26 protein-coding genes are annotated in these 26,079 nt (G+C 72.1%); 18 read left to right on the top strand and 8 right to left on the bottom strand.

Annotation, left to right across the window (positions count from 1 at the left end; translation table 11 throughout):
* Positions 1 to 20 precede the first annotated feature (20 nt).
* Positions 21 to 1,802, top strand: a complete 1,782-nt coding sequence (locus ASD90_RS00215; protein ID WP_056750038.1) for an FAD-dependent oxidoreductase — start codon at positions 21 to 23, stop codon at positions 1,800 to 1,802.
* Positions 1,795 to 3,210 carry an adenylate/guanylate cyclase domain-containing protein gene (locus ASD90_RS00210; RefSeq protein ID WP_056750033.1) on the top strand — a complete coding sequence of 472 codons (1,416 nt, stop codon included), beginning with the start codon at positions 1,795 to 1,797 and terminating at the stop codon, positions 3,208 to 3,210. The genes ASD90_RS00215 and ASD90_RS00210 overlap by 8 nt, the downstream gene beginning before the upstream one ends.
* A gap of 58 nt (positions 3,211 to 3,268) precedes the next feature.
* Here the strand turns inward: ASD90_RS00210 and ASD90_RS00205 are convergent, their stop codons facing one another.
* Positions 3,269 to 4,684 carry an FAD-binding oxidoreductase gene (locus ASD90_RS00205; RefSeq protein WP_056750029.1) on the bottom strand — a complete coding sequence of 472 codons (1,416 nt, stop codon included), beginning with the start codon at positions 4,682 to 4,684 and terminating at the stop codon, positions 3,269 to 3,271.
* A gap of 207 nt (positions 4,685 to 4,891) precedes the next feature.
* Between ASD90_RS00205 and ASD90_RS00200 the strand changes: the two genes are divergently transcribed.
* Positions 4,892 to 5,440: a DinB family protein gene (locus tag ASD90_RS00200; RefSeq protein WP_056754113.1), complete on the top strand. Its 549-nt coding sequence runs from the start codon at positions 4,892 to 4,894 to the stop codon at positions 5,438 to 5,440.
* On the opposite strand, the gene ASD90_RS00195 is transcribed toward ASD90_RS00200, so the two are convergent.
* Positions 5,427 to 6,146 carry a hypothetical protein gene (locus ASD90_RS00195; protein ID WP_157622901.1) on the bottom strand — a complete coding sequence of 240 codons (720 nt, stop codon included), beginning with the start codon at positions 6,144 to 6,146 and terminating at the stop codon, positions 5,427 to 5,429. The two genes, ASD90_RS00200 and ASD90_RS00195, sit on opposite strands and share 14 nt — an antisense overlap.
* A gap of 173 nt (positions 6,147 to 6,319) precedes the next feature.
* Between ASD90_RS00195 and ASD90_RS00190 the strand changes: the two genes are divergently transcribed.
* Entirely contained in the window at positions 6,320 to 7,147 is an 828-nt protein-coding gene (locus ASD90_RS00190) for a CPBP family intramembrane glutamic endopeptidase (protein ID WP_235506330.1), read from the top strand.
* A 120-nt stretch (positions 7,148 to 7,267) separates the two neighbouring features.
* Here the strand turns inward: ASD90_RS00190 and ASD90_RS24580 are convergent, their stop codons facing one another.
* Positions 7,268 to 8,308: a LysR family transcriptional regulator gene (locus tag ASD90_RS24580; RefSeq protein ID WP_056750023.1), complete on the bottom strand. Its 1,041-nt coding sequence runs from the start codon at positions 8,306 to 8,308 to the stop codon at positions 7,268 to 7,270.
* Between the two features lie 234 nt (positions 8,309 to 8,542).
* Here ASD90_RS24580 and ASD90_RS00180 point away from each other — a divergent pair, with 234 nt between their 5' ends.
* From ASD90_RS00180 to ASD90_RS00170, 3 genes are read left to right on the top strand one after another with little or no spacing between them, the layout of a single operon-like run.
* A complete protein-coding gene (locus tag ASD90_RS00180; RefSeq protein WP_056750020.1) occupies positions 8,543 to 9,343 on the top strand; it encodes an alpha/beta hydrolase in 801 nt (266 codons plus the stop codon).
* Positions 9,344 to 9,345: 2 nt separating this feature from the next.
* Positions 9,346 to 10,131 (top strand): SDR family NAD(P)-dependent oxidoreductase, encoded by a 786-nt coding sequence (locus ASD90_RS00175; RefSeq protein ID WP_056750018.1) that lies wholly within the window; start codon positions 9,346 to 9,348, stop codon positions 10,129 to 10,131.
* Positions 10,132 to 10,155: 24 nt separating this feature from the next.
* Positions 10,156 to 11,166, top strand: a complete 1,011-nt coding sequence (locus ASD90_RS00170) for an alpha/beta hydrolase (protein WP_056750015.1) — start codon at positions 10,156 to 10,158, stop codon at positions 11,164 to 11,166.
* Here the strand turns inward: ASD90_RS00170 and ASD90_RS00165 are convergent.
* Positions 11,100 to 12,413 (bottom strand): S53 family peptidase, encoded by a 1,314-nt coding sequence (locus ASD90_RS00165; protein WP_157622899.1) that lies wholly within the window; start codon positions 12,411 to 12,413, stop codon positions 11,100 to 11,102. The genes ASD90_RS00170 and ASD90_RS00165 overlap by 67 nt on opposite strands.
* 277 nt (positions 12,414 to 12,690) lie before the next feature.
* Here ASD90_RS00165 and ASD90_RS00160 point away from each other — a divergent pair, with 277 nt between their 5' ends.
* Entirely contained in the window at positions 12,691 to 13,200 is a 510-nt protein-coding gene (locus tag ASD90_RS00160; RefSeq protein ID WP_056749992.1) for a GNAT family N-acetyltransferase, read from the top strand.
* Here the strand turns inward: ASD90_RS00160 and ASD90_RS00155 are convergent.
* Complete coding sequence (locus ASD90_RS00155) at positions 13,173 to 14,012, bottom strand: hypothetical protein (RefSeq protein ID WP_056749989.1); 840 nt, start codon at positions 14,010 to 14,012, stop codon at positions 13,173 to 13,175. The two genes, ASD90_RS00160 and ASD90_RS00155, sit on opposite strands and share 28 nt — an antisense overlap.
* 223 nt (positions 14,013 to 14,235) lie before the next feature.
* Between ASD90_RS00155 and ASD90_RS00150 the strand changes: the two genes are divergently transcribed.
* Positions 14,236 to 14,580 carry an MmcQ/YjbR family DNA-binding protein gene (locus ASD90_RS00150; RefSeq protein ID WP_056749986.1) on the top strand — a complete coding sequence of 115 codons (345 nt, stop codon included), beginning with the start codon at positions 14,236 to 14,238 and terminating at the stop codon, positions 14,578 to 14,580.
* Between the two features lie 26 nt (positions 14,581 to 14,606).
* On the opposite strand, the gene ASD90_RS00145 is transcribed toward ASD90_RS00150, so the two are convergent.
* Complete coding sequence (locus ASD90_RS00145; RefSeq protein ID WP_056749983.1) at positions 14,607 to 15,182, bottom strand: TetR/AcrR family transcriptional regulator; 576 nt, start codon at positions 15,180 to 15,182, stop codon at positions 14,607 to 14,609.
* Positions 15,183 to 15,365: 183 nt separating this feature from the next.
* Between ASD90_RS00145 and ASD90_RS00140 the strand changes: the two genes are divergently transcribed.
* Positions 15,366 to 16,250 (top strand): alpha/beta hydrolase, encoded by an 885-nt coding sequence (locus ASD90_RS00140; protein ID WP_056749976.1) that lies wholly within the window; start codon positions 15,366 to 15,368, stop codon positions 16,248 to 16,250.
* Positions 16,251 to 16,261: 11 nt separating this feature from the next.
* Here ASD90_RS00140 and ASD90_RS00135 read toward each other — a convergent pair whose 3' ends face one another.
* Positions 16,262 to 16,666: a VOC family protein gene (locus ASD90_RS00135; protein ID WP_056749974.1), complete on the bottom strand. Its 405-nt coding sequence runs from the start codon at positions 16,664 to 16,666 to the stop codon at positions 16,262 to 16,264.
* Between the two features lie 46 nt (positions 16,667 to 16,712).
* On the opposite strand from ASD90_RS00135, the gene ASD90_RS00130 reads away from it, so the two are divergent.
* The 4 genes from ASD90_RS00130 to ASD90_RS00115 all read left to right on the top strand — a co-directional run bounded on the left by ASD90_RS00130 (position 16,713) and on the right by ASD90_RS00115 (position 20,653).
* Positions 16,713 to 17,825 (top strand): NADH-ubiquinone oxidoreductase-F iron-sulfur binding region domain-containing protein, encoded by a 1,113-nt coding sequence (locus ASD90_RS00130; protein WP_235506329.1) that lies wholly within the window; start codon positions 16,713 to 16,715, stop codon positions 17,823 to 17,825.
* Between the two features lie 139 nt (positions 17,826 to 17,964).
* A complete protein-coding gene (locus tag ASD90_RS00125; protein WP_056749971.1) occupies positions 17,965 to 18,870 on the top strand; it encodes an ROK family protein in 906 nt (301 codons plus the stop codon).
* A complete protein-coding gene (locus tag ASD90_RS00120; RefSeq protein ID WP_056749968.1) occupies positions 18,867 to 19,823 on the top strand; it encodes a 1-phosphofructokinase family hexose kinase in 957 nt (318 codons plus the stop codon). The genes ASD90_RS00125 and ASD90_RS00120 overlap by 4 nt, the downstream gene beginning before the upstream one ends.
* Positions 19,820 to 20,653 carry a class II fructose-bisphosphate aldolase gene (locus ASD90_RS00115; protein WP_056749962.1) on the top strand — a complete coding sequence of 278 codons (834 nt, stop codon included), beginning with the start codon at positions 19,820 to 19,822 and terminating at the stop codon, positions 20,651 to 20,653. The genes ASD90_RS00120 and ASD90_RS00115 overlap by 4 nt, the downstream gene beginning before the upstream one ends.
* A gap of 256 nt (positions 20,654 to 20,909) precedes the next feature.
* On the opposite strand, the gene ASD90_RS00110 is transcribed toward ASD90_RS00115, so the two are convergent.
* Positions 20,910 to 21,809, bottom strand: a complete 900-nt coding sequence (locus ASD90_RS00110) for an SIS domain-containing protein (protein ID WP_056754107.1) — start codon at positions 21,807 to 21,809, stop codon at positions 20,910 to 20,912.
* A gap of 129 nt (positions 21,810 to 21,938) precedes the next feature.
* Between ASD90_RS00110 and ASD90_RS00105 the strand changes: the two genes are divergently transcribed.
* The 4 genes from ASD90_RS00105 to ASD90_RS00090 all read left to right on the top strand — a co-directional run bounded on the left by ASD90_RS00105 (position 21,939) and on the right by ASD90_RS00090 (position 26,078).
* Positions 21,939 to 22,739 (top strand): DeoR/GlpR family DNA-binding transcription regulator, encoded by an 801-nt coding sequence (locus ASD90_RS00105; RefSeq protein ID WP_082588379.1) that lies wholly within the window; start codon positions 21,939 to 21,941, stop codon positions 22,737 to 22,739.
* A gap of 164 nt (positions 22,740 to 22,903) precedes the next feature.
* Positions 22,904 to 24,169 (top strand): extracellular solute-binding protein, encoded by a 1,266-nt coding sequence (locus ASD90_RS00100; RefSeq protein WP_235506328.1) that lies wholly within the window; start codon positions 22,904 to 22,906, stop codon positions 24,167 to 24,169.
* A 14-nt stretch (positions 24,170 to 24,183) separates the two neighbouring features.
* Positions 24,184 to 25,179, top strand: a complete 996-nt coding sequence (locus tag ASD90_RS00095; RefSeq protein ID WP_235506327.1) for a carbohydrate ABC transporter permease — start codon at positions 24,184 to 24,186, stop codon at positions 25,177 to 25,179.
* Entirely contained in the window at positions 25,176 to 26,078 is a 903-nt protein-coding gene (locus tag ASD90_RS00090) for a carbohydrate ABC transporter permease (protein ID WP_056749947.1), read from the top strand. Before ASD90_RS00095 ends, ASD90_RS00090 begins: the two co-directional genes overlap by 4 nt.
* Position 26,079 lies beyond the last annotated feature (1 nt).

Genomic DNA, 26,079 nt, shown 5'->3' with positions numbered 1-26,079 from the left:
CCACTGCGTGAGGGGGTTCCATGACCCGTCCTCTCCTGCTCGTCGTCGACCATGACCTCGACGGGCTCGCCCGGACCGAGGCCGAGCTCGCGCGGCGCTTCGGCGCCGACTTCCGCGTGCGCGGCGAGTCCGACAGCGCCGTCGCCCTCCAGCACCTCCAGCTCGCGGCCGAGCGCGGCGACCCGGTCGCGCTCGTCCTCGCCGACCCGTGGCTGCCCGGACTCGGGGGCGCCGAGCTGCTGCGGTCGGTGCGCACCCTGCACCCCGACGCCGCCCGGGCCCTGCTCGTGCCCTGGGGCGCGTGGGCCGACGGTCGCACCGCCCACGCGATCCTGCGAGGCATGTCGCTCGGCGACATCGACTACTACGTCCTCGAGCCGTGGACGTCACCGGACGAGCTCTTCTGTCGCACCGTCTCGGAGTTCGTCCAGGTGTGGTCCCGGACGGTGGCGAACCGCCGGCGCGAGGTGGTCGTCGTCGGCGCGGCCCGCGACCCGCGCGGCCACGCCGTGCGAACCCTGTTGACTCGCAACGGGATCCCGCACGCCTACCTCGACCGGGGCACGGCGGAGGCGGTGGACCTGCTCCTGACGATCGAGGCCCCGCGCCCGACCGACCCGGAGGGTCCGCTCGTCATCTGGCTCGCGGCGCTGGGCGGCCGGGTCCTGCTCGACCCGACCGACGTCGAGATCTGCCAGGCCTGGGGCATCGGCACCGACCTCACCGTGCCCGGGGGCGGGCCGGAGGTGCGCGACGTGGACCTGCTCGTCGTCGGGGCCGGACCGGCCGGGCTCGCGGCTGCGGTCTACGGCTCGTCCGAGGGACTGTCGGTGCTCTGCGTCGAGGAGCAGGCGCTCGGCGGTCAGGCCGGCACGAGCTCGCTCATCCGCAACTACCTCGGCTTCTCGCGCGGGGTCTCGGGCGCCGAGCTCGCCCAGCGGGGCTTCCAGCAGGCGTGGGTCTTCGGCGCGCGGTTCGTCCTGACCCGGCGGGTCACGGCGATCGACCCGACCCCGGACGCGCACGGGGCCCCGTGGTTCGTCGCCACGGTCTCCGACGTCGGCGACGTGCGGGCGCGGGCGGTGCTGCTCGCGACCGGCGTCGCCTACCGGCGCCTCGGGGTGCCGTCGCTCGAGGCGTTGAGCGGGTCCGGCGTCTACTACGGCGCGAACGTCTCCGAGGCCCATGGGCTCACCGGGGCGCACACGGTCATCGTCGGCGGCGGCAACTCCGCCGGCCAGGCGGCCCTGCACCTGCAGCGGTATGCCGCGGACGTGACCGTCGTCATCCGCACGCCGGACCTCTCGACGACCATGTCGCGCTACCTCATCGACGAGATCGAGGCCTCGCCGAGGATCACCGTCGTCCCGAACGCCGACGTCGTCGACGGGGGCGGCGACGGATGGCTGTCCGAGATCGTGGTGGCGGACCGGACGACCGGCGAGCGGCGCTCCATCCCGGCCGACGGTCTCTTCGTCATGATCGGCGCGCAGCCGCACACCGCGTGGCTGCCCGAGGCCGTGGTCCGCGACGGGTGGGGCTTCCTGCTCACCGGCGCCGACGTGCGCGAGGCCGGCGCCTGGAGCCTCGAGCGACCTCCGTGCGCGCACGAGACGTCGGTGCCGGGACTCTTCGCGGTCGGGGACGTGCGAGCGGGGTCCGTCAAGCGGGTCGCGTCGGCGGTCGGCGAGGGCTCGGTCGTGGTGTCCGAGGTGCACCAGTACCTCTCGCTCGTCGAGTCGATGTCCCGGTCGACCGAGAAGGAGACGGAGACGGACGGGCAGGCCCACCCCCATGGCTGACGACCCGGCCGTCACCCCGCTGGCCGCGCCCGCGACCAGCCCGGGCGAGTCACGCCCCGGGGCCCGCCGACGCGGTGTCGTCGGCGCCGTCGCGCTCGCGCTGCCGCTGCTCGGCCTCGTCGTGCTTCGGCTCTCCGAGCCCCTCGACCGGCAGTGGCAGCACGACCCGACGCACTTCTGGATCGTCCTCGGCGCGGCCCTGCTCAGCGCGCTGACGGCATACGGCACGGGCGCGGCTGCGGTCCGGCGCGGCGACGTGCGCGTCATGTACGTGTCGCTCGCCTTCCTCTCCGCCTCGGGCTTCCTCGGGCTGCACGCGCTCGCGACCCCGCACATGCTCCTGGAGACCGCCACGGCCGGGTTCAACATCTCCACCCCCGTCGGCATCGCCATCGGCTCGCTCTTCGCCGTCGCGTCGGTGCGCGAGGTGGCTGCCGACCGGGCGGCCGCCGAGATGCGGAGGGCGCGGATGCTGCGCCTGGCCCTGCTGATCACGATGGTCGTCTGGGGCTTCGCGTCGCTGCTGCGGGTGCCGCCGTTCGACGTGGGGCCCGGGCTCGAGAGGGGATCGCCGCCGATGGTGGGCGCGGCCGTGGTGTCGGTCGTCCTCTTCGCGGTGACGGCGGTGACGTACGCGCGGCTGTGGTGGCGGCGTGGTGGGCTGCTCCCCGCGGCGATGGCGTCGGCGATGGTCCTGCTCGCCGAGGCGATGGTCGCCATCGTGTTCGCCCCCAACTGGCACTACTCGTGGTGGGAGTGGCACCTGCTCATGCTCGCGGCGTTCGTCCTCGTCGCCTGGGGCGCGCAGCAGTCCTGGCACGAGGAGCGCTACGCCAGCCTCTACACGGCCGACACCCTGGCCGGCCGCCGCGAGATGTCGATCCTCTTCGCCGACCTCAAGGGCTTCACGACCTTCTCCGAGGGCCATGACCCGAGCGAGGTCACCGAGATGCTCAACGCCTACTTCACGGTGGCGATCCCGGCCGTCGTCAAGCGGCACGGGGGCACGATCGACCGCCTCATCGGCGACGCGATCATGGCGACGTTCAACCGTCTCGGCGACCAGCCCGACCATGCACACCGAGCGGCTCGGGCCGGTCTGGACCTCCAGGTCGAGACGGCGCGCATCGCCGACCAGCACCCCGGCTGGCCGCGCTTCCGGGTCGGGATCAACAGCGGCGAGGTGCTCGTCAGCGTGCTCGGCAGCGAGGGCGGCCGCACCCACACCGTCATCGGCGACGCCGTCAACGTGGCCTCGCGGATCGAGGGCCAGGCGCCGGTCGGCCGCGTCGCGGTCACGGCCGACACCCTGGCGATGCTGCCCGGCGCGACCACCGAGCCGCTGGGTCCGCTCGAGCTCAAGGGCAAGGGCGAGCCGGTGGAGGCCTTCGTCCTCGTGACGCTCTGACGCCGGTCGAGGTGATCCCGTGAGGCACGTGGCCCACGGGATCACCTCGAGCGAGCCGTCACTCGGTGACCGCGCCGTCCTCGAAGAGCCGGGGGACGCGGTGGTTGGCGAGGAAGCGGTCGTCGAGGTCGTACGCCGACCGGATCCCCTTGAGCTGCAGCCACGCCGACTCGGTGTAGCCGGTGCGCACGTCGACCTCGTTCTCGGCGAAGTTGAGGTAGCTGCGGCCGGTCGACCACGGCTCGAGCGAGCCCGTGAGCCGGTGCGCGTCGAGCTGCCCCTGCATCGCCATCTCGGGGGTCGCGGCGACCGCGACGGCGAAGACGGCGTATGCCGCATCGATCGTCGCGAGGGCGCCGTGGCCCTCGGGTGCCCGGCCGAGGGCCCCGCCGAGCTGGCGCAGCTCGGTCGACAGCAGCGACGACGTCGAGCCCGGGCCCACCTGCTCGAGGAGCGTGTCGACGGTCGCGTCGCCGAGCTCGCCGATGAGGGTCCCGTCCGAGACGGCGGGTGTCGGGCCCTCCGGGTCCATGTGCAGCCGGGTCAGCGACCGGGCCGGCACGCGGTCGAAGGTGTCGATCTCGGGTCCGAGGCCGCGGAGCATCCCGAGGATCGAGCGGGCCTCGGCGTCGCAGCCGAGCACCGCGCCGTCGATGACGACGAGCGACCGCCCACGCAGCGGCTCGGGGATCGTCGGCAGCGGCGGCAGGTCGAGGAAGCGGAACGACGTCGAGACGGCGTCGGGGGCCTCGGGAGCCCAGTCGGCCCAGCGACGCAGCACACGCTCGGCGTGGTCGCGGTCCCAGACGAGCATGCCGGCATACGCCGCCTCGATCGGGTAGAGGCGGAACTCGAGAGCCGTGACGACCCCGAAGTTGCCGCCACCCCCGCGCAGGGCCCAGAAGAGCTCGACGTTCTGCGTCGCGTCGGCGCGCACGTGCTCACCGTCGGCCGTGACGAGCTCGACGGCCGTGAGGCTGTTGGAGGCGAGACCGAGCTTGCGGGCGTACCAGCCGATGCCACCGCCGAGGCTGTAGCCGGCGATGCCGACGTCGGGCGAGCTGCCGTGCAGGGCCGCGAGCCGGTGGTCGGCTGCGGGCTCGGTCGCGTCGATCCAGAGCGCCCCGCCCTCGACCCGGGCGACCCGGCGGGTCGCGTCGATGCCGACACCGCGCATCCGCTGGGTGCGCACGAGGACGACGTCGTCGAGGCCCCGCCCGACGAGCGGCCCGGCGTTGTGGCCCGTGCTCTGCGGCGCGACCTTCAGCCCGTCGGCGGCGGCCGCGCGGACGACCGCCTGGACGTCCGCGACGGTGCGAGGCAGGGCGACGGCGGCCGGGCGCTGGTCGAGGGCGACGTTCCAGGGCAGGCGTGCCGCGTCGTAGCCGGGGTCGCCGGGGAGGTGGACCGCACCGTCGCAGAGTCCGGCGAGGCTCGTGGCCCGTCGGGCGGTGGGGGTGAGGATGGTCGTCATTGCTGGTCTCCTGTGTCGGGGTCGGCCCTCGTGGTGGGCGCGGGGGTTCAGAGACCGGGCGGGCCCTGCAGATACATCGCGCGGCAAAGGTCTGATTCGTCCGGAGTCACACGGGCGCAAGGTGATCCGCCGCACTGCGGGTCGGGATGCAGTAGGGGCACGGCGTGGGAGGTCCGCGCCCGGGTGCATGCTGGGGAGGTGGACGACATGACGACCGACATCGCACGCGACCTGATGCTCGACGGCTTCGGCCGCATCCGTGACGGCCTGCCGGAGGTCGTCGACGGTCTCTCCGTCGAGGAGCTGCTCTGGCGCCCCGACCCGGACGCGAACCACATCGCATGGCTCGTCTGGCACCTCGCCCGGCAGCAGGACGACCAGGTGGCCCAGCTGGCCGACGCCGACGACTCGGTGTGGCGCGGCGACGGCTGGGTCGAACGGTTCGGGCTGCCCTACCGGGCGGACGCGCACGGCTGGAGCATGACGTCGGCAGACGTCGGACGCTTCACCGTCGCCGACCCGGCCCTCTTCGCGGCATACCACGCGGCGGTCCACGAGCGGACGGTCGAGCTCGTCGAGGAGCTCGACGACACGGCATACGCCCGGGTCGTCGACGAGCGCTGGGACCCGCCCGTCACCGTGGCGGTGCGTCTCGTCTCCGTCCTCGACGACGGGGCGAAGCACCTCGGCCAGGCCGAGTACGTCCGCGGGCTCGTCGAGCGGCGCCGCCGAGGCCGTCGGCTCAGGAGCGGGTGAGGGCTCCGTAGGCGGCCGGTGCCACGAGGTAGAACAGGATGAAGGCCCAGCCGCCGGTGAGGCGACGCCCGGACCGCCCCGTGTCGGGCACCCCGGGCGGCGGGCCGGAGACGAGCAGGAACAGTGGCACGGCCACGACCGCGGCCGGGGAGAAGAGCGCCCAGAACCAGGCCCAGCGGGTGGCCCACCACGGCTGAGCGCCGTTGAAGAGCAGCGCCACGGTCGCGAACCAGAGCACGAGCGCCGCAGCGGCGAACCACCCCGGCACGCGCCAGCCGGCGAGCTCGTGACCGGGGTCGCGCCACGTGTCCGCCACGATGCGCACGCCCGGTTGCAGCGCGCGGAGCGACTCCTCGAGGTTCTCGGTCACGATCTCGCGGGCGCCGATGTCGCCCGGCGACGAGACCGCAGGATCGCTCACCTGGACCACCTCGGCGAACCGGTTGCGGCCGCCGTCGCGCCACGCGAGGGACACGGTCACCAAGCCCGTCGCCCCGGGGGGCAGCGCCCCGGACACGTGCACCTCGTCGACACGGCCGGCGCTGACGCCTGCTCTGAGGTCGGCGAAGGTCGCGGGAGCCGAGCCCAGCACCAGGCCGCACCCGAGGAGGACGAAGCAGGCCACGACCAGTCCGTAGCGGAAGCGTCGCCACGCGTCTGGGTGGACCCTCGCCAGCACCGGTGCCGGCACCGGAGATGTCGCCATGGGAAGACCCTAGGGCGACCGGCCTCGGCGTCGCCCCGGAATCGCCGGAGATGTCTGCTGTGGCGGCGTGGCCTTCGGGGTGGGTTGAGGCGCTTGTGACCGGGGTGGCAGGCGGGATCGCCGGGCGGTTCCAGCACAGGTCGCGCACAGGTTGACGTGCGAAAATGGTGGCAATGAACAGCCCAGCCGTGAGCCCCGTTGTCGCCGTCGCGTCCCCGACCGACGGCATCCCCATGGTCTCCGTGGCCACGGCCCACGACCCGGTGCGTCGACGCCGTCTGGCACTCATCGCCCGCGGACGGCGGGCCCGGATGGCCGCCACCGTGGTCGTCGTCTTCGCCCTCGCCGGCGTCAACGTCGCCAACCACGTGCTGGGCTGGGACACCATGTGGCTCGGCCCGGTCGGGGCCGTCGCCCTCCTCGGCTTCGCCCGCTGGCAGGGCCTGTCGTGGCACCAGCTGGGGCTCGCCCGGCACACCCATGCCCGCGGCATCCGGTGGGGGCTCGGCGTCATCGCCGTCGTCGGGCTCGTCTACCTCGTCGGCATCCTGCTCCCGTCGACGCGCACCGCGTTCCTCGACGTCCGCTACCACCTGCCCCCGGCGGGTGCGCTGCTCACGGCGTTCGTCATGATCCCCGTCGGCACGATCCTGCTCGAGGAGGTCGCCTTCCGCTCCGTGCTCTGGGGCTTCCTCTCCCGGCACGCCCGGATGTGGCAGGTCCTCGCGGGGTCGTCCCTGCTCTTCGGCCTCTGGCACGTCTTCCCCGCCATGGCCTCGGCCACCGGCAACGAGGCGATCGGCTCCGCCGTCGCCGGGCTGGGCCCCTTCGCCAAGGCCGCCGTCGTCGGCGGCACCGTGCTCTTCACCGCGCTCGGTGGCGTGCTCGCCGGTGAGCTGCGCCGTCGCAGCGGCAGCCTCTTCGCGAGCGTCGGCATGCACTGGGCCACGAACTCGCTCGGCGTGCTCTTCGGCGTCCTCGCCTGGCGCCTCGCGGCCTGACCTGGCTGTCTGCCTGATCCGTTCGGGCCCGACCTGCGGCCATCGCGCGGGACCCAGACGCCGGCGCCTGCCCCAGCGGCGACGAGTGAGGTTGCACGTGCGCGCGTGACAGGCGACCTGTCAGGCGCCCGTTGCACTCTCTGGCGCAGTGCCCGTCGCCTGAGCCGTCTCGTGGGCGCCCGGGTCGGCTGTGTGGACCTCCTGCCAGGCCGGGTCGTCATCCGGCAGCCAGGCGGGGGCGTGTCTGCCGTCCCGCCCCGAGTCCAGCCAGCCGAGCTCGTCGGCCACGCCGACCGAGACCTCGATGAGTCGAGTCGTCGTCGCGTCGACGTCGTCTGCGCGCCAGGCGAGCGACCACGGGTAGTACGGCTGGATCTCGTCGGGCCAGGACATGTGGAGCCCCTCGGCGACGTACTTCTCCGCGTAGCTGAGGAACTCGAGGTAGTGGACGCTGTCAGGTGCCCATCTAACATGCGAGAGGCAGTGACTGAAGGCCCCCGGTGTACCGAGCCACTGCATCGTGTGCCCGAGTCGTTGCTCCAGGGCGGTCAGGTACTGTCCGTGCGCGTTGTAGGTACCGGAACTGGGCGGGTCCCCGAAGACGTGCAACGGCCGTGCGCCGAACGACACCCTCCCCTGGTGCCCATCCTCGTGTCGCCCCACGAGTACGAGGGGCTCGAGGCGCAGGAGCCGGTGGCGCCAGCCGGTGGGGTGCGCGACCTTCATCCGCGGCGTGACGCGCAGGATGGCGACATCGAGGCGGCCCTGCAGGAGCGCGTTGAGCTGCGTGACGCTGTCCATGGCATGCTCTCGCAGCGGGATCCCCGGCTCGGCCACCCTGAAGGCGTCGGCGACGACCTGGCTCGTGGACAGCTCGAACACATGGGCGATGCGCACCCCCGCCGATCGGGTCCGTTCGGACATCGAGTCCGCCAGCGCCAGTAGGCGACGGGCGTCCACGAGGAAGCGCTCCCCTCGCGTCGTCAGGGTCACGTGCCGGCTGTCCCGCACGAAGAGGGGTTCGCCGAGCTGGTCCTCGAGCTTGCGGATCTGCTTGGAGAGCGCCGGCTGGCTCACGTAGAGGCGTGCCGCGGCACGACCGAAGTGCAGCTCGTCGGCGACCGCCACGAAGTAGCGCACCAGTCGAAGCTCCAGGTCCATGCCGACGCCTCCGTGGAGGCCGTGGACTGGACGGGCGTAGCTGGTTGCCGGTCTCCGTCGCCCACGCTACCGAGCCGGCCGCTGCGGGAGGGGCGCTCGCGGTTATCGATCGGTCCGGAACGGGTCTTGGACGCGCGACGAGGGTGCGGCAAGACTCGGAACCGTCGCCGTGCAGCGCGACAACGTGGACGGCCAGGAGGTCGCCCCGCCAGCATCCGCTCCGGAGGCACCGTCATGCAGCCAGCCCAACGACCCGTCATCTTCATCCACGGACTGTGGCTCCACAGCACCAGCTGGGCCCCGTGGGTCGAGGCCTTCGCTCGGTCGGGCTACTCGCCCACCGCGCCCGGGTGGCCCCACGAGCCCGAGACCGTGGCCGAGGCCCGTCAGCACCCGGAGGCCGTCGCGGGCCTGGGCATCGACGACGTGACCAACCACTACGCGTCACTGATCGACGGGTCGTCGGAGCCGCCGGTCATCATCGGTCACTCGTTCGGCGGGCTCATCGCCGAGAAGCTGCTGGGGCAGGGGAAAGCAGCCGCGGCGGTTGCCATCGACCCGGCGCAGATCAAGGGCGTCCTGCCGCTACCGCTCGCCCAGCTGCGCGCCGGACTGCCGGCCCTGGGCAACCCCGCCAACCGCAGCAAGGCGGTCTCGCTGACGGCCAAGGAGTTCCGCTTCGGCTTCGGCAACGCGGTGAGTGAGGAGGAGTCGGACGCCCTCTACGAGAAGTGGAGCATCCCGTCACCCGCGAAGCCCTTGTTCCAGGCCGCAGCCGCCAACTTCTCGCTCCACTCGGAGGCGGCGGTCGATACGCGCAACACGACCCGTGGCCCGCTCCTGCTGATCTCCGGCCTGGAGGACCACACGGTTCCCGACGCCGTCACCCGGTCGACGCTCAAGCAGTACCGCCACTCGACCGCGGTCACCGAGCTGCGTCAGTTCGAGGGTCGGGGTCACTCGCTGACGATCGACAGTGGCTGGAACGAGATCGCCGAGGCCGTGCTGGCCTGGCTGCACGAGCAAGGACTCTGAGCGTGGACCTCGGGCTGGCGGGGCAGGTCGCGATCGTCACCAGTGCGAGCAAGGGGATCGGTCTCGCCATCACGAGGGTCTTGGCTGACGAGGGGGTCACGGTGGTGGCCGGCGCACGCGAGACCTCGGCAGAGCTGGAGGCCTTGACCCGTACCGGGACGGTGACGTACGTCGCCGCCGACCTCGGTCAGCCCGACGGGGTGGCCCACCTCGTCGACGCCGCTGCCGGGCGCGGGCGTCTCGACATCCTCGTCAACAACGTCGGAGCGGTGACCCCGCGACTGGACGGCTTCGTGGCCGTGACAGACGAGCAGTGGGCGACGACGTACACGCTCAACCTCATGGCCGCCGTGCGCACCACCCGCGCCGCCCTGCCGATGATGCTGGCTCGTGGCCGGGGAGTCATCGTCTGCACGAGCTCGGTCAACGCCGTCCTGGCCGACCCGGGCGTCATCGACTACAGCGCGGCCAAGGCGGCGTTGCGGAGCTTCTGCAAGTCCCTCTCGAAGGAACTGGGCCCGAAGGGGATTCGCGTCAACACCGTGAGCCCGGGGCCGGTCTCCACCGACCTGTGGCTGGGCGCCGGCGGGGTTGCCGCCGCGGTGTCCGCACGGCAGGGGACGGACCCCTCCGCCGTCGCCGCCGCAGCGGCTCGGGAATCCGCCACGGGCCGCTTCACCCGGCCCAGTGAGGTGGCCAACCTGGTCGCCTTCCTGGCCAGCGACGTCGCAGGAAACATCACCGGAGCCGACGTCGCCATCGACGGCGGCCTCATCACCACCACCTGACCTCCCGAGCACGAGGAGAACCACATGTCCAGCAACCGGTCCGGCATCGTGACCACCCCACCGCCCACGTCGCCGGACCTCGTTCCAGGTCCCGGCCGGATGAGGAACGGACGCGGTGCCTCGAGCGTCCGGAGACGTTCGACGTGGCTGGCCGGCGTGGTGCTCGCCGCGCTCGTCGCCCTCATGGCCGGGGCCCCGGCCCAGGCCGGACCCGCCTCGTCCGGGGCACTGACCTCCGTTGCGGCGCGCCCCACCATCGTGCTCGTGCACGGCGCGTTCGCCGGTCCCTCGTCGTGGGACGAGGTCTCCGCGGCGCTGCGCAAGGACGGCTACACCTCGGTCGCCGTTCCGCTGCCGCTGTCCGGGACGGTCGACGACATCGCGACGGTCAGGGCGACCTTGGACGCGGTAGCCGGCCCCAAGGTCGTGGTCGGGCACTCCTACGGCGGCTTCGTCATCTCCGACGCGGCCGCCGGGCGGAGCGACGTGTCGGCGCTCGTCTACACAGCCGCCTTCGTCCCGGCAGCCGGGGAGAGCATCATTGGGCTGGGCGCGGGTTACGCGCCAGCCGCCTTCCTCGCGCCCGGTCACATCACCTTCGACAGCGCAGGTCGCGCCACCATCACGTCGACGAACTTCCGCGACGACTTCGCGCAGGACCTGAGCCCTCGGCTCGCGGCCACGCTCGATCGTGCCCAGACGCCCACGGACCTCAGCATCCTGTTCGCGCCGTCGGCCGACGTCGCCTGGCCCGCCATCCCGTCCTGGTACGCCGTCTCCGGCGCCGACCGGGTCATCGACCCGGCCCTGCAGCGGTACATGGCGGCCCGGGCCGGCGCGACCACGGTCACCTTCGACGACGCGAGTCACGCAGGCGGGTTCACGCACTACTCGGCCCGCTTCACCAAGCTCGTGGAGCAGCCACCCAGCGGAGCGCTGGGTGGCCACGACACGGCATACGCGATGGGTCAGTGGACGAGCTGGCCCACGAGGTTCGAGACGTCCGGCGAGCCGAGCCCGGTGGGGTCGTCGTAGCCGGCCTTCGCGTCGAGGCCGGGCCCGTGCCAGGCGTTGTTGCCCGACGTGACGTCGTGGAAGGCGAGGGCGTGCGTCGCCCCCGTGCCGATCGTGTAGAGCGCCGGGTTGAGCGCGCCCAGGCGGTGGCCCGCCTGCTGGTCGGCGAGGGCCCCGATCGCGGCCCACTGCGGGGAGCCGGAGCTCGTGCCGCCGTAGAAGTAGAAGCCGTTGTCGTCCGGGTTGGCGTTGAAGCCCTCGTAGACGAAGACCGACGTGTAGACCGACGCGTCGTAGCACACGTCGGACGTCGTGCGCATCGGGTTGCCGGAGACGCCGGCCTGGTAGGCGGGCGCGCGGAAGATCGTGCTCGGGGCTCCGCCCGTCGCGCCGATCGGTCCGAGGGTGCAGCCGAACGGCTGGTGCACGGCGCACGATGCCTCGTCGCCCCAGACCGTCTCGCCCTGGTAGTCGCCCGAGTCGCTCGCGAAGAGGTTCGTGCCGCCGACCGCGGTGACGAGCGGGTCGGATGCCGGGTAGCCGGCCGCGAGGGCAGGGCCGCCGTTCGAGGCGCCGTCGTCGCCCGACGAGGCGAACAGGGAGATCCCCTTGGCGGCCGCCGCCGCGAAGTTCGCGTGCGACTGCTGGAGCTGCAGGTTGTTGCCCTTGCCCTTGATCGCAGCCTCGTCGGCGCCGTAGCTCATCGACAGGACGTCGCCGAGGTCGTGGTCGACGGCGTAGCGCACGGCCACGTTGAGCGCGTTGCCGTAGTTGTTCGGCGCGACGACGAGGTTGATCGTCGCGTCGGGCGCGATGGCGTGCGCCCACTGGACGTCGAGGCTCGTCTCGCCGGCCCAGCCGAGCGGCTGGCCCTGGTGCGCCGTGCTCGTCTGCGGCTGACCGCCCGGGTAATAGACGTTGAGGTCGGCCCCGGGCAGGCCGAAGGTCTGGCTGAAGACGTCGAGGTCCTGGCGCACCGTGGGGCTGCCGTACGCGTCGACGACGACGATGCGCTGACCCTTGCCGGTCCAGCCGTCGGGGATGTCGTACGCCTTGCGGATGAGCGCGGGCGTGTAGCAGGCCAGCCCGATCCGGGCGACGCACTGCGACGGCGTCGGGAGCGCGCCGGGCCGGCTGCCCGTCGAGAACTGCTTCGTCGGCGGGTGGACGGTGTAGACGATGTCACCGCTGTCCGAGCCGGCCGCCGTCGCCGCGGAGCCCGCGGCGAAGGTCGTGCCGAGCGCGAGGGCGGTCGACGCGAGCCCCACGCCCACGACGGTCCTCGCCCGCCGGGTGTGTGTGCGTCTGCTGAGTGTGCGCATGCTGCCCCTTCCCTGTAGCCCCCGAGGCGGCTCGCTCGAGCCGTCTCGGAACGTAGGTGCGGTTTCTGCGAACCGGCTGGGTGGAGTCTGCTGGTCGCATGGGAGGCCATCTCCGGGCGATCGTGACGACCCGGGCGCTCCGAACCATCCGAACGATCCGGACGATCCGAACGATCCGGACGGCCGGCACGGCCGACCATGGCCGGCTGCGACACTGGCGCGCATGGACGGCTTCACGATCCGCGCGGCGCACCCGGGCGACTACGAACGGCTCGGTGAGCTGACGGCCGCGGCCTACCTCGACGACGGGCTGCTCGACTTCGGCACCGATGACCCCTACCTTGCCGTGCTCCGCGACGTCGGCCGCCGGGCCGAGCACGCCGAGGTGCTCGTCGCGGTCGACGCCGACGACACGGTGCTCGGTGGGGTCGCGTTCGTCGGGGCCCCGGGCCCGTTCGCCGACGTCGCCCGCGAGGGCGAGGCCGAGTTCCGGACCCTGGCTGTCGCCCCCGCCGGTCGCGGTCGCGGCGTCGGGACGGCCCTCGTCCGCGAGTGCGTCGACCGCGCCCGGGCCCTCGGCCGCACCCGCGTCGTGCTCTCGACGCAGCCGATGATGCACGCGGCGCACCGCGTCTACGAGCGCTTCGGCTTCACCCGCGCCCCCGAGCGCGACTGGTCGCCGATCGCGACCCTGACCCTGCTCGTCTACGAGCTCGAGCTCGCCCGCGACTGAGCCTCGGCGGCCGAGCGGGCGACGAGGTCGCGCACCGCCGCGACGATCGTCGGGTCGAGCTCGACGTGCGCCTCGAGCAGCCCGAGCAGGGTCGCCGCCGCGTGCGCGTTGCGCTCGTAGCCCGGCACGAGGTCGGCGAGCGGCAGCAGCTCGGGCCCGAAACGCCGCTCGACGCCACGGTCGACGACGAAGACGTCCTGACGGGCACCGCGACCGAGCCCCAGGTGGTCGAGCACCGTGACCCAGCGGTCGACGGCATACCCCTGGATGAAGCGGGTCGCCGTGAGGCGCTCGCCGCGCAGGTCGCGGTGCAGCCCGACGTAGAGGTTCGTGATCGCCTCGCCGACCTCGTGCTCGAGCGAGGGCGGTTGCGGCACAGGCGTCGTCGGCACCTCGAGGCCGACGGGCGCGTCGCCGCGGCTCCAGTGGATGCGCCCCGGCGGGTAGCCGGCGGTCGCCATGTCGGCGAGGGCGAGGACGGCGTACTCCGCGAAGAGGTCGCCCTCGAGGAGCGCCTTGCGGCCGAGGTCGCTGTTCTCGAACGACCACACGACGGGGTGGGCCGCCTCGAGCCAGTCGATGTCGGCGATGTAGCGGTCACGGGTCGCCGCGTCGTCGACGACGACGAAGAAGTCCGCGTCGGAGTGCTCGTCGAGGCGGTGCAGGTCGCGCCCGACCGACCCGAGGCCGAGCAGGGCGACGGCGTCGCCGCGCCGGTCGAGCTCGGCGGCGAGGCGGTCGAGGAAGGCGAACAGGCGCGCCGGGACGGTGGGCACGCTCGGGACGGTGGGCGGGGCGGGGCTGGACGGCATACGTCGTCTCCTTGTCGTCGTGTCAGGGAGTCGACGTTTCAGCCCGCCCGGCCCGGAGGCCGTCGAGGTCGCGACAGAGGCAGGGTATGCCGTCGCGCACGTCAGCGGAACTGCTTTCGCGGGTGCCGGGCCGGCTCCGTTCGCAGCGGGGATGTGGAGCGGTCCCTCGCACTCAGAGGCATCGGACGGCGTGTCGGCCGGCCGTGCGTGCCAGGGTGGAGGGGTGCCCGTGACCATCGACGACGTGCGGCGCGTGGCCGAGCAGCTTCCCCGTTCGTACGAGGTGCTCGTCCGCGACCGCGTGAAGTTCCGTGTCGGCAAGATCGTGTGGCTGGCGTTCTCCGCCGACGAGACGCAGCTGGGATTCGCCTTCCCCAAGGAGGAGCGCGACGTGCTCGTCGCGAGCGAGCCCGACGTCTTCCTCATGCCCCGCCGGTCCGACCTCCGCTTCAACTGGGTCGAGGTGCGGCTCGACGCGCTCGACGTCGACCGGATGCGCGAGATCGTCATCGACGCCTGGCGCCTCGTCGTGCCGAAGAGCGTGGCGCTCGCGAGGGCCGGCGACTGACCTGTCGGGAGTGATCCGGTGGTCGACTACACGTCGAGCCCGGCGACCTGCCGTGCCGTCGCGACGAAGGCCGGGGCGGTGACCTCGACCCCGTCGAGGTAGCCCCCCACGAGGGCGGCGTCACGGAGGAGGACGAGCGATGCGGCCGCGGCATCGGGATCGGGCAGCCCTGCGGCACGGGCCAGCTCGGCCAGGGCCTGCCGGAACCACGTCCGGTGCGCGGTGACGATGCGCCGCACCGGGCTGTCGGCGTCGGGGAACTCCGCGGCCGCGTTGATGAAGGGGCAGCCGCGCGTGTGGTAGCTCGTGATGTCGATCGCGATGGTGTCGATGACCCGGCCGAGCAGCTCGGTCGGCGTGCCGCCCTCGGCCTCCGCGTCGGCGAAGTAGCCGCGCAGCGTGGCGTCCTCGGACTCGAGGTAGGCCGCGACGAGTGCCTCCTTGCCGGCGAAGTGGCGGTACATCGTGGCGCGCGTGACGCCGGCCTCCTCGAGGATGCGGTCGACGCCGACGCCGTTGATGCCCTCGCGGTAGAAGAGGCGTGACGCGGCGGCCAGGAGCCGCTCGCGGCCGGGGGTCCGCGTCGTCGTCGGCTCGTCCACATCGCCACGCTAACGCAGGGCGGCCGCGCGACCGAGACGGCTGCGGCGGGGACGGCGGTGGCGACGGCGGCGGCGACGAACCTCCGACCCGGCCCTCTGGCGCGGCGGGTCGGGAATGGATATCGTAGAACGATCGTTCTACCTGCTGGACCCGCCCGCCCCCTCACTGCACGGGAGAACACCATGAGCTCTTCGCCGGCCGCCACCACCACGTCCGTCATCACCGCCACCGAGCGCGCCCAGGTCGAGGCCGCCAACGCGAGCGGTCGCCAGCCCGTCGTCTTCGTGCACGGCCTGTGGCTGCTCCCCAGCAGCTGGGACGCCTGGCGCGAGCACTTCGAGTCCCTCGGCTACGCGACGCTCGCGCCCGGCTGGCCCGACGACCCCGAGACCGTCGAGGAGGCACGCGCCCACCCGGAGGTCTTCGCCGGCAAGACCGTCGGTCAGGTCACCGACCACGTCGCCGACGTCATCCGGCTGCTCGACCGGGCCCCGGTCGTCATCGGGCACTCCTTCGGCGGCCTCATCACGCAGAAGCTCGCCGGCCTCGGCCTCGCCCGGGCCTCCGTCGCCATCGACCCCGCGCCCTTCCGCGGGGTGCTTCCCCTGCCGGTGTCGGCCCTCCGTGCGAGCTCGCCCGTCCTGTCCAACCCGGCCAACTTCAACCGGCACGTGTCACTGACCTTCGACCAGTACCGCTACGCCTTCGCCAACGCCGTGAGCGCCGAAGAGGCCGCTGACCTCTACCGCACGTATCCCGTTGCGGCGCCAGGACGCCCGCTCTTCCAGGCCGCCACGGCGAACGTCAACCCGCGCACCGAGGCGAGCGTCGACACGGCCAACCCCGACCGCGGCCCGCTCCTCGTCATCAGCGGCGAGAAGGACCACATCGTGCCCTGGGCCATCGCCCACGCGTCCTACAAGCGCCAGCAGAAGAACGCCGGGCCCACCGAGATCATCGAGATCCCGGGCCGCGGGCACTCGCTCGTCGTCGACAGCGGATGGCGCGAGGTCGCCGACACCGCAGCCGCCTTCCTCACCCGACACGGAGTGTCCCCGGACGCCTGAGGCCCCGCGCGTCAGCCGATCCGGTAGGCCGCGGACGCGCGCGGACCCCGCTCCGCCTCCCCGCGCTCGATGCAGAACTCGTTGCCCTCGGGGTCGGTCAGCGTCACCCAGCCGGTGCCGTCCTCCTTGCGGTGGTCCCCGAGGATGGCGGCACCCGCGGCGAGGGCCCGCTCGACGGCCTCGTCGCGGGTGCCCACGTCGGGTGCGACGTCGAAGTGGACGCGGTTCTTCGCCGTCTTGCCCTCTGGCACCGGGATGAAGAGCAGCCCCATGCCGGGATTGGGGAAGGAGGGGGCAACGACCACCTCCGGGTCGTCGTCGTAGAAGACGTTCCAGCCGAGCAGGCCCGCCCAGAACGTCGCGAGGGAGCGCGAGTCGGCGCAGTCGAACGTGATGCTGTGGATTCCCAGTGCCATGAGCGCAGCGTCGTCCCGATCGCGTTCGGCCGCAAGCCGTTTGCGTATGCCGTGTGCCGCCGGCGCTCCGGTCACGTATGCCGCCCACCGCGGCTCCGGGACCGCCCTCCGTCTGCGGGAGGCCGGGCTGCGCGTGCTCCACGTGCCACCGCGCTACGGCTCGTCGGAGGAGTCGGCGATCATCTCGCTCGCGCAGGATGGGCTCGCGCGTCCCATGACGAAGCGGCAGCCGTTCGTGCGCGGTGGTCGGGACTCCGAGGGTCGCCGGATCAGCCCGGCCGTCGTGCTCAACGCCGAGACGGTCTGGCGGGCGGCGCAGATCTCGCGCCTCGGCCCCGCCTGGTTCCGGTCGTTCGGCACGCCCGCCCAGCCCGGACCGCGGCTCGTCTCCGTCAGCACGCCGGCGGCCCGGGGCGTCGTCGTCGGGACGGCGGCCGGTGCTCCGCTCACCGACCTGCTCGACCTCGCCGGAGGTCTCGCCGCCGGTTCGCGCGTCGTTCTCGTCGGAGGCCTCGGCGGCACTTTCGTCGCCGTCGAGAACCTCTCCGGACTGCTGTGGTCCGACGCCGACCTCGCCCGGGTCGGGGCCCGCACCGGACCCGGCGTCGTCGAGGCGCTCGACCCGCGCGACTGCCCGCTCGAGTTCGTCGACCGCTGCCTCACCTGGGCTGCGGGCGAGTCGGCGGGACAGTGCGGCCCGTGCATGTTCGGACGGCCTGCCCTCGCCACCGACTGGCGCGCGCTGGCCGCGGGAGGGGACCGGGCGGCATACGACCGCGTCCGCTCGCGGGTCGGGCTGCTGCCGGGGCGTGGCGCGTGCCGCTTCCCCGACGGGGTCGCGGGTTTCGCCGGGTCGGCGCTCCGCGTCCTCGCCGACCACCTCGAGCAGCACCGCGCCGGCCGGTGCGACGCCGCCGACCGTGCGGACGGTGACGACCACACGCGCCGCCGCCTCGGACTCGTCCGCGACCGGCACCTCGCCGTCGACCGCGTCGCGTGCAGCGGGCACAGGGTGTGCGCCCAGCTGCTGGCCGGGGTGACGCTGGACGAGTGGGGCGATCCGGTGGTCACCGACGACCGCGTCGAGGCGGGCGAGGGGCGCGACCTGGCCAACACAGCCGTGCGGTTGTGCCCGGCGCGGGCCCTCTACCTGCGCTGACGCTCGGGCCGCCACTTCGCGAGCGGCGCGCTGCCCGGGGTGGCAGGCTGGCCAACGTGCCCATCTGCCGGTCAATGTGTCCAAATGTGCTCGATCGAGTGTGCAACCGCGCATTAATGCTCATAGACTGCGCGTCGTGATGCGCGAAGCAGTGGTAGGGATCGACGTCGGCGGCACCCGGATCAAGTCGGCCCTCGTGACGCCCGACGGCCAGGTCCTCGCCGAGGCCGTGCGACCCACCCCCGAGAAGGTCGGCGACCAGCTCGGCGAGGTCGCCGCCAAGGCCGTCGTCGAGCTGACGGCCCGCGTCGGGGACGCGGTCGACCTGCTCGCGGTCGGCGTCGCGGTGCCCGGCCTCGTCGACGACGTGACCGGCATCGGCGTGTGGTCGGCCAACCTCGGCTGGCGCGACCTCGACCTGCGCGGCGGCATCGCGGCCCACGTCGACGTGCCCGTCGCGATCGGCCACGACGTGCGGTCCGGACTGCTCGCCGAGCACCGCCTCGGCGCCGCGCGCGAGGCAGACAACGTCCTTTTCGTGCCCCTCGGCACCGGCCTCGCCAGTGCCATCCTCTGCCGCGGCCAGCTCGTCACTGGGTCGCTCTGGACCGGCGAGATCGGCCACATCGTGGTCGTGCCCGACGGCCCGCTCTGCGCCTGTGGTCAGCGCGGGTGTCTCGAGGCCCTGTCGAGCGCGGGTGCGATCGGCCGCCGTTGGTCCGAGGCGACCGGCCTCGTCGGCGACGCCGAGGAGGTGGCCCGCCGCGCCGAGGCCGGTGAGCCCGAGGCCCGCCGCATCTGGCAGGAGGCCATCGACGCGCTCGCCATCATGGTCGCGCCCGTCGTCGCGGCCGCCGGCACCGAGCTCGTCCTCATCGGCGGTGGCCTCGTCCACGCCGGCGACACCCTGCTCGAGCCGCTGCGCACCGCGCTCACCGCCCGCCTCGGCGGTCGTGACGATGTCGCCGTCCGGGCCGCGGCGCTCGGCGACCGCGCCGGATCGCTCGGCGCCGCGACCATCGCCCTGGACCTCGTCGGTCGATGATCGTCACGTTCACGCCGAACCCGGCCCTCGACATCACGTACGCCGTCCCCCACGTCGCGCTCGGCGAGTCCCACCGCGTCGCGTCGGTGAGCGAGCGTGCCGGCGGCAAGGGGCTCAACGTCGCGTCGGTGCTGACGTCGATGGGCGGCCGGGCCGTCGCGGTCGCACCCGTCGGCGAGATGGACCTCGACCTCTTCGCGTCCGACCTCGGCGCCCGGCGGGTGCCGCACCGTCTCGTCCCCTCGCCGTGCCCGACCCGTCGGTCCGTGGCCGTCGTCGAGGCGAGCGGACGGGTGACCCTGCTCAACGAGCCCGGTATCGGGCAGTCGCAGCGGGTCTGGGACCGCATCGCCGACGAGATCGCGGCGCTGGCCCCGGACGCGTCGACGCTGACGGTGTCGGGCAGCTTCCCGCCGGGCACCGACCCCGACCTCGTGCGCCGGGTGACCCGACTGGCCCACGAGTCCGGTCTGCGCGTCGTCCTCGACGTCAGCGGCGTCCACCTGTTGCGCGCGCTCGGTCTCGGCCCGGAGCTCGTCAAGCCCAACCGCGTCGAGGCCGCACAGACCCTGACCGGACTCGGACGCGGGGAGGTGCCGTCGGTCCCGGACGCGGCCCGGGCACTCGTGGCCGCCGGGGCCCAGGCCGCCCTCATCAGCGACGGCACCAACGGCCTCGTCCTCGTCCACGAGGACGTCGCCCTGCGCGCCCACCTCCCGCGCCCGCTCTCGGGCAACCCGACCGGTGCCGGCGACGCCCTCACGGCCTCGCTCGCCGCCGACCTCGACGGCGACGGCGACCTCCCGCAGGGGGCGGAGGCCTGGGCCTCCGTGCTGCGTCGCGGGGTCGCGTGGTCGGCCGCCGCTGTGCTCCAGCCCGTCGCGGGCGCCGTCGACCCCGCCGACGTCGGCCGCCTGCTCCCCACCGTCGAGATCGAGGAGATCCGTCCGTGACCCGCTCCGCCCTGACGCCCCTGCTCGCCGAGGCGTCAGCCGCCGGCCGCGCCGTGGCGGCCTTCAACGTCATCCAGCTCGAGCACGCGGAGGCGTATGCCGCCGCGGCCGAGCGGGTCGGCCTGCCCGTCGTCATGCAGATCTCGGAGAACTGCGTGCGCTACCACGGTTCGCTCGCCCCGATCGCGGCAGCGACGCTCGCCATCGCGGACGCGTGTGCCCAGCCGGTCGTCGTGCACCTCGACCACGCCGAGGACGTCGCGCTCGTCAGAGAGGCGGTCCGGCTCGGGCTCACGTCGGTGATGTTCGACGGCTCGACGCTGGCCGACGACGAGAACCGCGCCGTGACCCGTCGGGTCGTCGGGCTGTGCCGCGCCGCGGGGGTCAGCGTCGAGGCCGAGCTGGGCGAGGTCGGCGGCAAGGACGGCGTCCACGCGCCCGGCGTGCGCACCGACCCCGACGACGCGGCGCGCTTCGTCGCCGACACGGGCGTCGACGCCCTGGCCGTGGCCGTCGGCAGCAGCCACGCGATGACCGACCGCACCGCCGAGCTGGACACGGATCTCATTGCGGCACTGAGGGACTCGGTGCCGGTGCCCCTGGTGCTGCATGGCTCGTCCGGCGTGCCCGACGATGGTCTCGTCGCGGCAGTGCGGGCCGGCATGACCAAGGTCAACATCGCGACGCACCTCAACCAGGTGTTCACCCGCGCGATGACGGCGCGCCTCGAGGCGTCGCCGACGGTCGACACGAGGAAGTACCTCGGGGCGGCTCGTGACGCCGTCACCGACGAGGCCGCCCGCCTGATGACTCTCCTGGCCCTCCGCTGACCCCTCCACCAGCCACCCGCTTCAACCGTCGAAGGGCCACGTGTTGCCCCGCCGCAACCGTCGAGAGGCCACGTGTTGCCCCGCCGCAACCGTCGAGAGGCCAGGTGTCGCCCACCTCTCCTGACGGGATGGGTGGGCCAGAGGTGGCCTTTCGACGGTCGGGGGTGGGCCCGAGGTGGCCTCTCGACGGTCGGGGGTGGGCCAGAGGTGGCCTTTCGACGGTCGGGGGTGGGCCCGAGGTGGCCTTTCGACGGGGTCAGGTGAGGACGATGCTGCGGGTGAGGTTGCGCGGGGCGTCGGGGTCGAGGCCGGCGGCGTCGGCCTTGCCGAGGCAGAGGCGGTGCAGGCGCACGAGGTCGGCGAGCGGGTCGATGTCACGGTGCTCGAAGTGGGCACCGGTCGCGCGCACCTGCTCGGGCAGCCCCTGGGGCACCTCGCCGAAGGCCCACACGGCCCGGCCCGGAGCCGCGATGCTGATCGGACCATGGCGGTACTCCATGGCGGGGTAGGACTCGGACCAGAACTGGGCCGACTCGCGCAGCTTGAGCGCGGCCTCGTTGGCGATGCCGTTGGACCAGCCGCGACCGAGGAAGGTGACCTGCTCGGCCAGAGCGAGATGGCCGTATGCCGCCGAGGTGTCCTCGGCGAGGACGGCGCGGGCCTGCTCGGCCACCGGCCGCATGTCGTCGCCGAGCGAGGCGCGGAGCAGGGCCAGGGTCGTCGTGGCGAAGCGGGTCTGCACAACGCTCTGCTCGTCCACGTCGTCGAGCAGCACTGTCGCGTCGGAGCGCTCGGCCACCGGGGTGCCGGCCGTCGCGACGATCGACACGTGCGGCGTACCCGAGGCGCGCAGCTCCTCGACGACGGCCATGACCTCGCTCGTCGTGCCGGAGCGGCTGATCAGGACGACGCGGTCGTAGCCGCGCGCGAGCTGGTGCTCGGAGGCGGCATACGCGTCGGTGGGGCCCTGACCGAGCTCCTCGCGGCGGACGGCATACGCCTGTCCCATGAACCACGACGTGCCGCACCCGATCGTCGCGACCCGCTCGCCGGGGCGCGGGAGGTGCCGCGCCACGTCGTCGAGGCGCGTGACGACGCGCTCCCAGTCGTCCGGCTGCGTGGCGATCTCCTGGGCGAGGTGCGTGGTCTGCGGCATGGTGGCTCCCGACGGTTCGACGGTCACACGGCTGGGCCGTGGCGGTGGTGATTGTGTTTGCGCGAAACACAGCCTAAACGCGCAGAGATGCACATGTCCATTGCTCGAACTGCGCGGTATCGTCAGCGCGTGACCGAAGAGAGCGATCTCGCCCGCAACCGCGCCAGCCGCTGGTCGATCATGCTCGACCGTCTCGCGACGACCGGCCGTCTGGGCGTCGGCGAGGCGGCCGAGCTGCTCGGCGTCAGCGAGGCCACCATCCGTCGTGACTTCTCCGAGCTCGCCAAGCGCCAGCTCGTGGCCCGCAACCACGGTGGGGTCGTCGCGACGTCCGTCGCCTACGAGCTGCCCTACCGCTACCGCAGCAGCATGGCCGACGACGACCGGACGCGAGTCGCCGAGGCGGCTGCCGCGCTCGTGCAGCCGGGCCAGGTCATCGGCCTCAACGGCGGCACCACGACCACCGCGACGTCGCGGGCCATCACGGCGCGCGAGGACCTCGCGGCCGACGGTGAGATCACCATCGTCACCAACGCCCTCAACATCGCGACCGAGGCGGTGCTGCGACCCCACGTCCAGTGCGTCTCGCTCGGCGGCGTCGCCCGGCCCGAGTCCTACGAGGTCACCGGACCGCTCGCGACGCTCGTGCTTCACCAGCTCTGGCTCGACGTCGCCATCGTCGGCGTCAACGGCCTCTCGGCGCGCGAGGGCGCGACCTGCCGCCACGAGGAGGAGGCCGCCATCATCCGCACGATGATCGAACGGTCGAAACAGGTCATCTGCGTCGCCACGGGTGACAAACTCGGGGTGCGCACCTTCGCGTCGATCTGTCCCGCCGGGCGGATCGACCATCTCGTCACTACCGTGGGAGCAGATCGCGACGAGGTCGAGGCGCTGCGCGAGGCCGGCGTCGTGATCCACCAGGTCTGACCGGGCTCGATGCCTCCCTGCGTGATTGTGATCGAATCGATGAACATTCAGTCAGAATTGCTCTTGCGAATGGCAAACACGCCCCTCTAGGTTGGCCTCACCGTGTGGCCGGGACGGCGCGTGATCACGCTGCCACCTCGCCCGACACCGAACCAAGGAGAGACATGAGGTCGACGAAGAAGTCTGTGGTCGTCGCGGGGTTGGCCATCGCAGGCCTCGCCCTCGGCGCCTGTGGCGGAGGAACCGGTGCCGGAACGGCGCCGGGAGGCACGGCCGGTGCCACCGGCGAGGAGGCCAAGACGATCAAGCTCGTGGCGGCCGAGTACTCCAAGGACCACACGAAGGCGTTCTGGGACGCCTTCGCCAAGACGTACAACGAGAAGACCGGCTACACGCTCGAGGTGCAGGTCGTCAGCTGGGACAACATCGACCAGCAGTCCTCGACGATGATCCAGAACAACCAGGCCCCCGACATCCTCAACCTCAACGCGTACGCCAGCTACGCCAAGGACGGCCTGCTCTACGACTCGGACGCGGTGCTCCCGGCGGTTGCGAAGGACGACATCCTCGACACGTTCGTCAAGTACGGCACCTACCAGGGCAAGTTCTACGGCTTCCCCGACCTCTCGTCGGCCCGTGCCTTCTTCTACAACAAGACGATCTTCAAGCAGGCCGGCATCACCGCGCCGCCGAAGACGTGGGCCGAGCTCGAGGCAGACGCCCAGAAGATCACCGCCCTCGGCGGCGGCAAGGTCGGCTACGCCCTTCCGCTCGGCCCCGAGGAGGCGCAGGGCGAGTTCTCGATGTGGATGTTCAACAACGGCGGCGACTGGAAGACCGACGGCAACTGGGTCATCAACTCGGACAAGAACGTCCAGACCCTCGACTTCCTCAAGAAGCTCGCCGACGAGAAGGTCACGCAGAACAACCCGGCTCGCACGAACCGTGCCGACGCCTTCGACCTCTTCAAGTCCGGCGCGGCCGGCATGGTCGTCGGATTCAGCCCCCTCGCTGCTGACCTCGACAAGGACAAGAAGGTCGACTACGGCGTCGCGCCGTTCCCGACGATGGACGGGTCCGAGAGCAAGACGCTCGGCGTCACCGACTACCTCATGGCCTTCAAGAAGCCGGGCAACGAGAAGGCGGTCAAGGCCTTCTACAACCTCTACTACACCCCTGACCAGGTCAACACCTTCATCAAGGCCGAGGGCTTCCTGCCGGTCACGGAGTCGGGCGTCAAGTACTTCTCCAACGAGAAGGCGCTCACCGTCTACCTCAACACCCTCCCGAACGCGAAGCTCACGCCGACCGACGATCCCGCCTGGGACAAGGTCAAGCTCGCCGTCCAGCAGAACCTCGGCGGGGCCATGAACGGCTCGCCGAAGGCCACCCTCGACGGCCTCCAGCGGACCGCCGAGAGCGTCGGCTGAGGCATCCGCCCCCGATGAGTGACAGCACCACCGTGACCCCCGACCCCGCCCCCGCGGCGGGGTCGGGGGACCACCCCTCGCGTATGCCGTCCCGCACGCGCCGTCGTCGACGCGCCGGCCGCATCGGCCAGGTCCACCCGCTCGTCGCGCTGCTGTGGCTCGCGCCGGCGCTCGCCCTCATCCTCGGGGTCGTGCTCTACCCGGCGATCAAGCTCTTCGACGCATCGCGCGGCGAGTACTCCATCACGGGCCTGCGCAAGGGTGACGCCGGCTGGGACAACTACGTCAACGTGCTCCAGCACCCCGACCTCGGCACGGTGTTGCGCAACACGGTCGTGTGGGTCGTCGCGGTGGTGGCCATCACGATCGTCCTCAGCCTGGCCCTCGCCCAGTTCCTCGTGAAGAGCTTCCCGGGGCGACGGTTCGTCCGCTGGGCCGTCATCATCCCGTGGGCCGCGTCGCTCGTCATCACGAGCCAGCTCTTCGTCCTGCTCTACGACTACAACTACGGGATCATCAACCACGTCCTGCTGAGCCTGCACGTCATCGGCACGCCGATCGACTTCCTCGGCGACGACAGCTGGACGATGTTCTCGATGGTCGTCGTCGGTGTCTTCGTGTCGCTGCCGTTCACGATCTTCGTCTTCATCGCCGGTCTCGGCGCGATCCCGGACGACGTCATGGAGGCGGCGACCGTCGACGGCGCGAGCCCGTGGCAGCGCTACTGGAACATCACGCTCCCGCTCATGCGTCCCGCGCTCATGATCGCGACGGTGCTCAACGTCATCTACGTCTTCAACAGCTTCCCGATCATCTACACCCTCAACGACCGCAACCCCGGCTACGCGCACGACACGACGATCACGTTCATGTACAAGCTGGCCTTCAAGAGCCAGGAGCACGACGTGGGCATGTCGGCGGCCGCGGGCATCTTCAACGTGCTGCTCATCCTCGTCGTCGTCGGCATCTACCTCAAGATCATCAACTGGCGAGAGGAGACGAGCCGATGACCTCGACCACGGTCTCTGCGCCGCCGTCTGCGGGCGCGCCCGCACCGCAGGGAGGCCCGACCGCGACGCCGCGGGATCCCAAGCGCCGCAAGCGGATCCTCATGGCGATCGGTGGCGCGCTCGTCGCGTTCGTCTTCGTCGCGCCCTATCTCGTCATGGTGCTCGACTCGCTGCGCACGAGCAGCGACGTCAAGAGCACGCCGCCGAGCTTTCTGCCGAAGGTCTGGCAGTGGGACACCTACGCCCAGATCCTCGGCGACGAGCGCTTCCTCAACTGGCTCAAGACCTCGCTCATCATCGCGACCGGCTCGACGGTGATCGTCATCCTCGTCGCGATCCCCGCGGCCTTCATGACGGCCCGGCACCGCTTCCCCGGTCGGGGCCTCTTCCTGCTCGTCGTGCTCGTGACGCAGATGTTCGCGCCCACCTCGCTCGTCGTCGGCCTCTACCGGCAGTTCTTCGAGCTCAACATGATCAACACCTACGGCGCGCTCATCCTCACCAACGCGGCGTTCAACCTAGCCTTCGCGATCTGGATCCTGCACGGCTTCTTCTCCTCCATCCCGCTCGAGGTCGAGGAGGCCGCCGCGCTCGACGGGGCGAGCCGCTGGCAGATCCTGCGCCGGGTGATGCTCCCACTGACGCTGCCGGGGCTCGTCACGGCGACGATCTTCACCTTCATCGCCGCGTGGAACGAGTACGTCGTGGCCCTGACCCTGATGATCGACGACGACAAGAAGCCCCTGACGGTCGGCATGCGTGCCTACATCACCGGCTACGAGCAGCACTGGGACCAGCTCTTCGCGGCGTCGGTCATCGCCGTCGTGCCGGTCGTCATCCTCTTCGCGATCATCGAGAAGCACCTCGTCGGCGGCCTCACGGCCGGTTCCGTGAAGTAGT

Source organism: Terrabacter sp. Root181 (genome assembly GCF_001428505.1).
In the GTDB taxonomy this organism is placed as follows: Bacteria; Actinomycetota; Actinomycetes; order Actinomycetales; family Dermatophilaceae; genus Terrabacter.
This window is presented reverse-complemented; position numbering and strand designations above follow the sequence as displayed.

Bases quoted from the DNA above. Each gene is read 5' to 3' on its own strand.
- ASD90_RS00215 (WP_056750038.1), top strand. From the start codon at position 21: ATGACCCGTCCTCTCCTGCTCGTCGTCGACCATGACCTCGACGGGCTC.
- ASD90_RS00210 (WP_056750033.1), top strand. From the start codon at position 1,795: ATGGCTGACGACCCGGCCGTCACCCCGCTGGCCGCGCCCGCGACCAGC.
- ASD90_RS00205 (WP_056750029.1), bottom strand. From the start codon at position 4,684: ATGACGACCATCCTCACCCCCACCGCCCGACGGGCCACGAGCCTCGCC.
- ASD90_RS00200 (WP_056754113.1), top strand. From the start codon at position 4,892: ATGACGACCGACATCGCACGCGACCTGATGCTCGACGGCTTCGGCCGC.
- ASD90_RS00195 (WP_157622901.1), bottom strand. From the start codon at position 6,146: ATGGCGACATCTCCGGTGCCGGCACCGGTGCTGGCGAGGGTCCACCCA.
- ASD90_RS00190 (WP_235506330.1), top strand. From the start codon at position 6,320: ATGAACAGCCCAGCCGTGAGCCCCGTTGTCGCCGTCGCGTCCCCGACC.
- ASD90_RS24580 (WP_056750023.1), bottom strand. From the start codon at position 8,308: ATGGACCTGGAGCTTCGACTGGTGCGCTACTTCGTGGCGGTCGCCGAC.
- ASD90_RS00180 (WP_056750020.1), top strand. From the start codon at position 8,543: ATGCAGCCAGCCCAACGACCCGTCATCTTCATCCACGGACTGTGGCTC.
- ASD90_RS00170 (WP_056750015.1), top strand. From the start codon at position 10,156: ATGTCCAGCAACCGGTCCGGCATCGTGACCACCCCACCGCCCACGTCG.
- ASD90_RS00160 (WP_056749992.1), top strand. From the start codon at position 12,691: ATGGACGGCTTCACGATCCGCGCGGCGCACCCGGGCGACTACGAACGG.
- ASD90_RS00155 (WP_056749989.1), bottom strand. From the start codon at position 14,012: ATGCCGTCCAGCCCCGCCCCGCCCACCGTCCCGAGCGTGCCCACCGTC.
- ASD90_RS00140 (WP_056749976.1), top strand. From the start codon at position 15,366: ATGAGCTCTTCGCCGGCCGCCACCACCACGTCCGTCATCACCGCCACC.
- ASD90_RS00135 (WP_056749974.1), bottom strand. From the start codon at position 16,666: ATGGCACTGGGAATCCACAGCATCACGTTCGACTGCGCCGACTCGCGC.
- ASD90_RS00130 (WP_235506329.1), top strand. From the start codon at position 16,713: ATGCCGTGTGCCGCCGGCGCTCCGGTCACGTATGCCGCCCACCGCGGC.
- ASD90_RS00125 (WP_056749971.1), top strand. From the start codon at position 17,965: ATGCGCGAAGCAGTGGTAGGGATCGACGTCGGCGGCACCCGGATCAAG.
- ASD90_RS00120 (WP_056749968.1), top strand. From the start codon at position 18,867: ATGATCGTCACGTTCACGCCGAACCCGGCCCTCGACATCACGTACGCC.
- ASD90_RS00110 (WP_056754107.1), bottom strand. From the start codon at position 21,809: ATGCCGCAGACCACGCACCTCGCCCAGGAGATCGCCACGCAGCCGGAC.
- ASD90_RS00100 (WP_235506328.1), top strand. From the start codon at position 22,904: ATGAGGTCGACGAAGAAGTCTGTGGTCGTCGCGGGGTTGGCCATCGCA.
- ASD90_RS00095 (WP_235506327.1), top strand. From the start codon at position 24,184: ATGAGTGACAGCACCACCGTGACCCCCGACCCCGCCCCCGCGGCGGGG.
- ASD90_RS00090 (WP_056749947.1), top strand. From the start codon at position 25,176: ATGACCTCGACCACGGTCTCTGCGCCGCCGTCTGCGGGCGCGCCCGCA.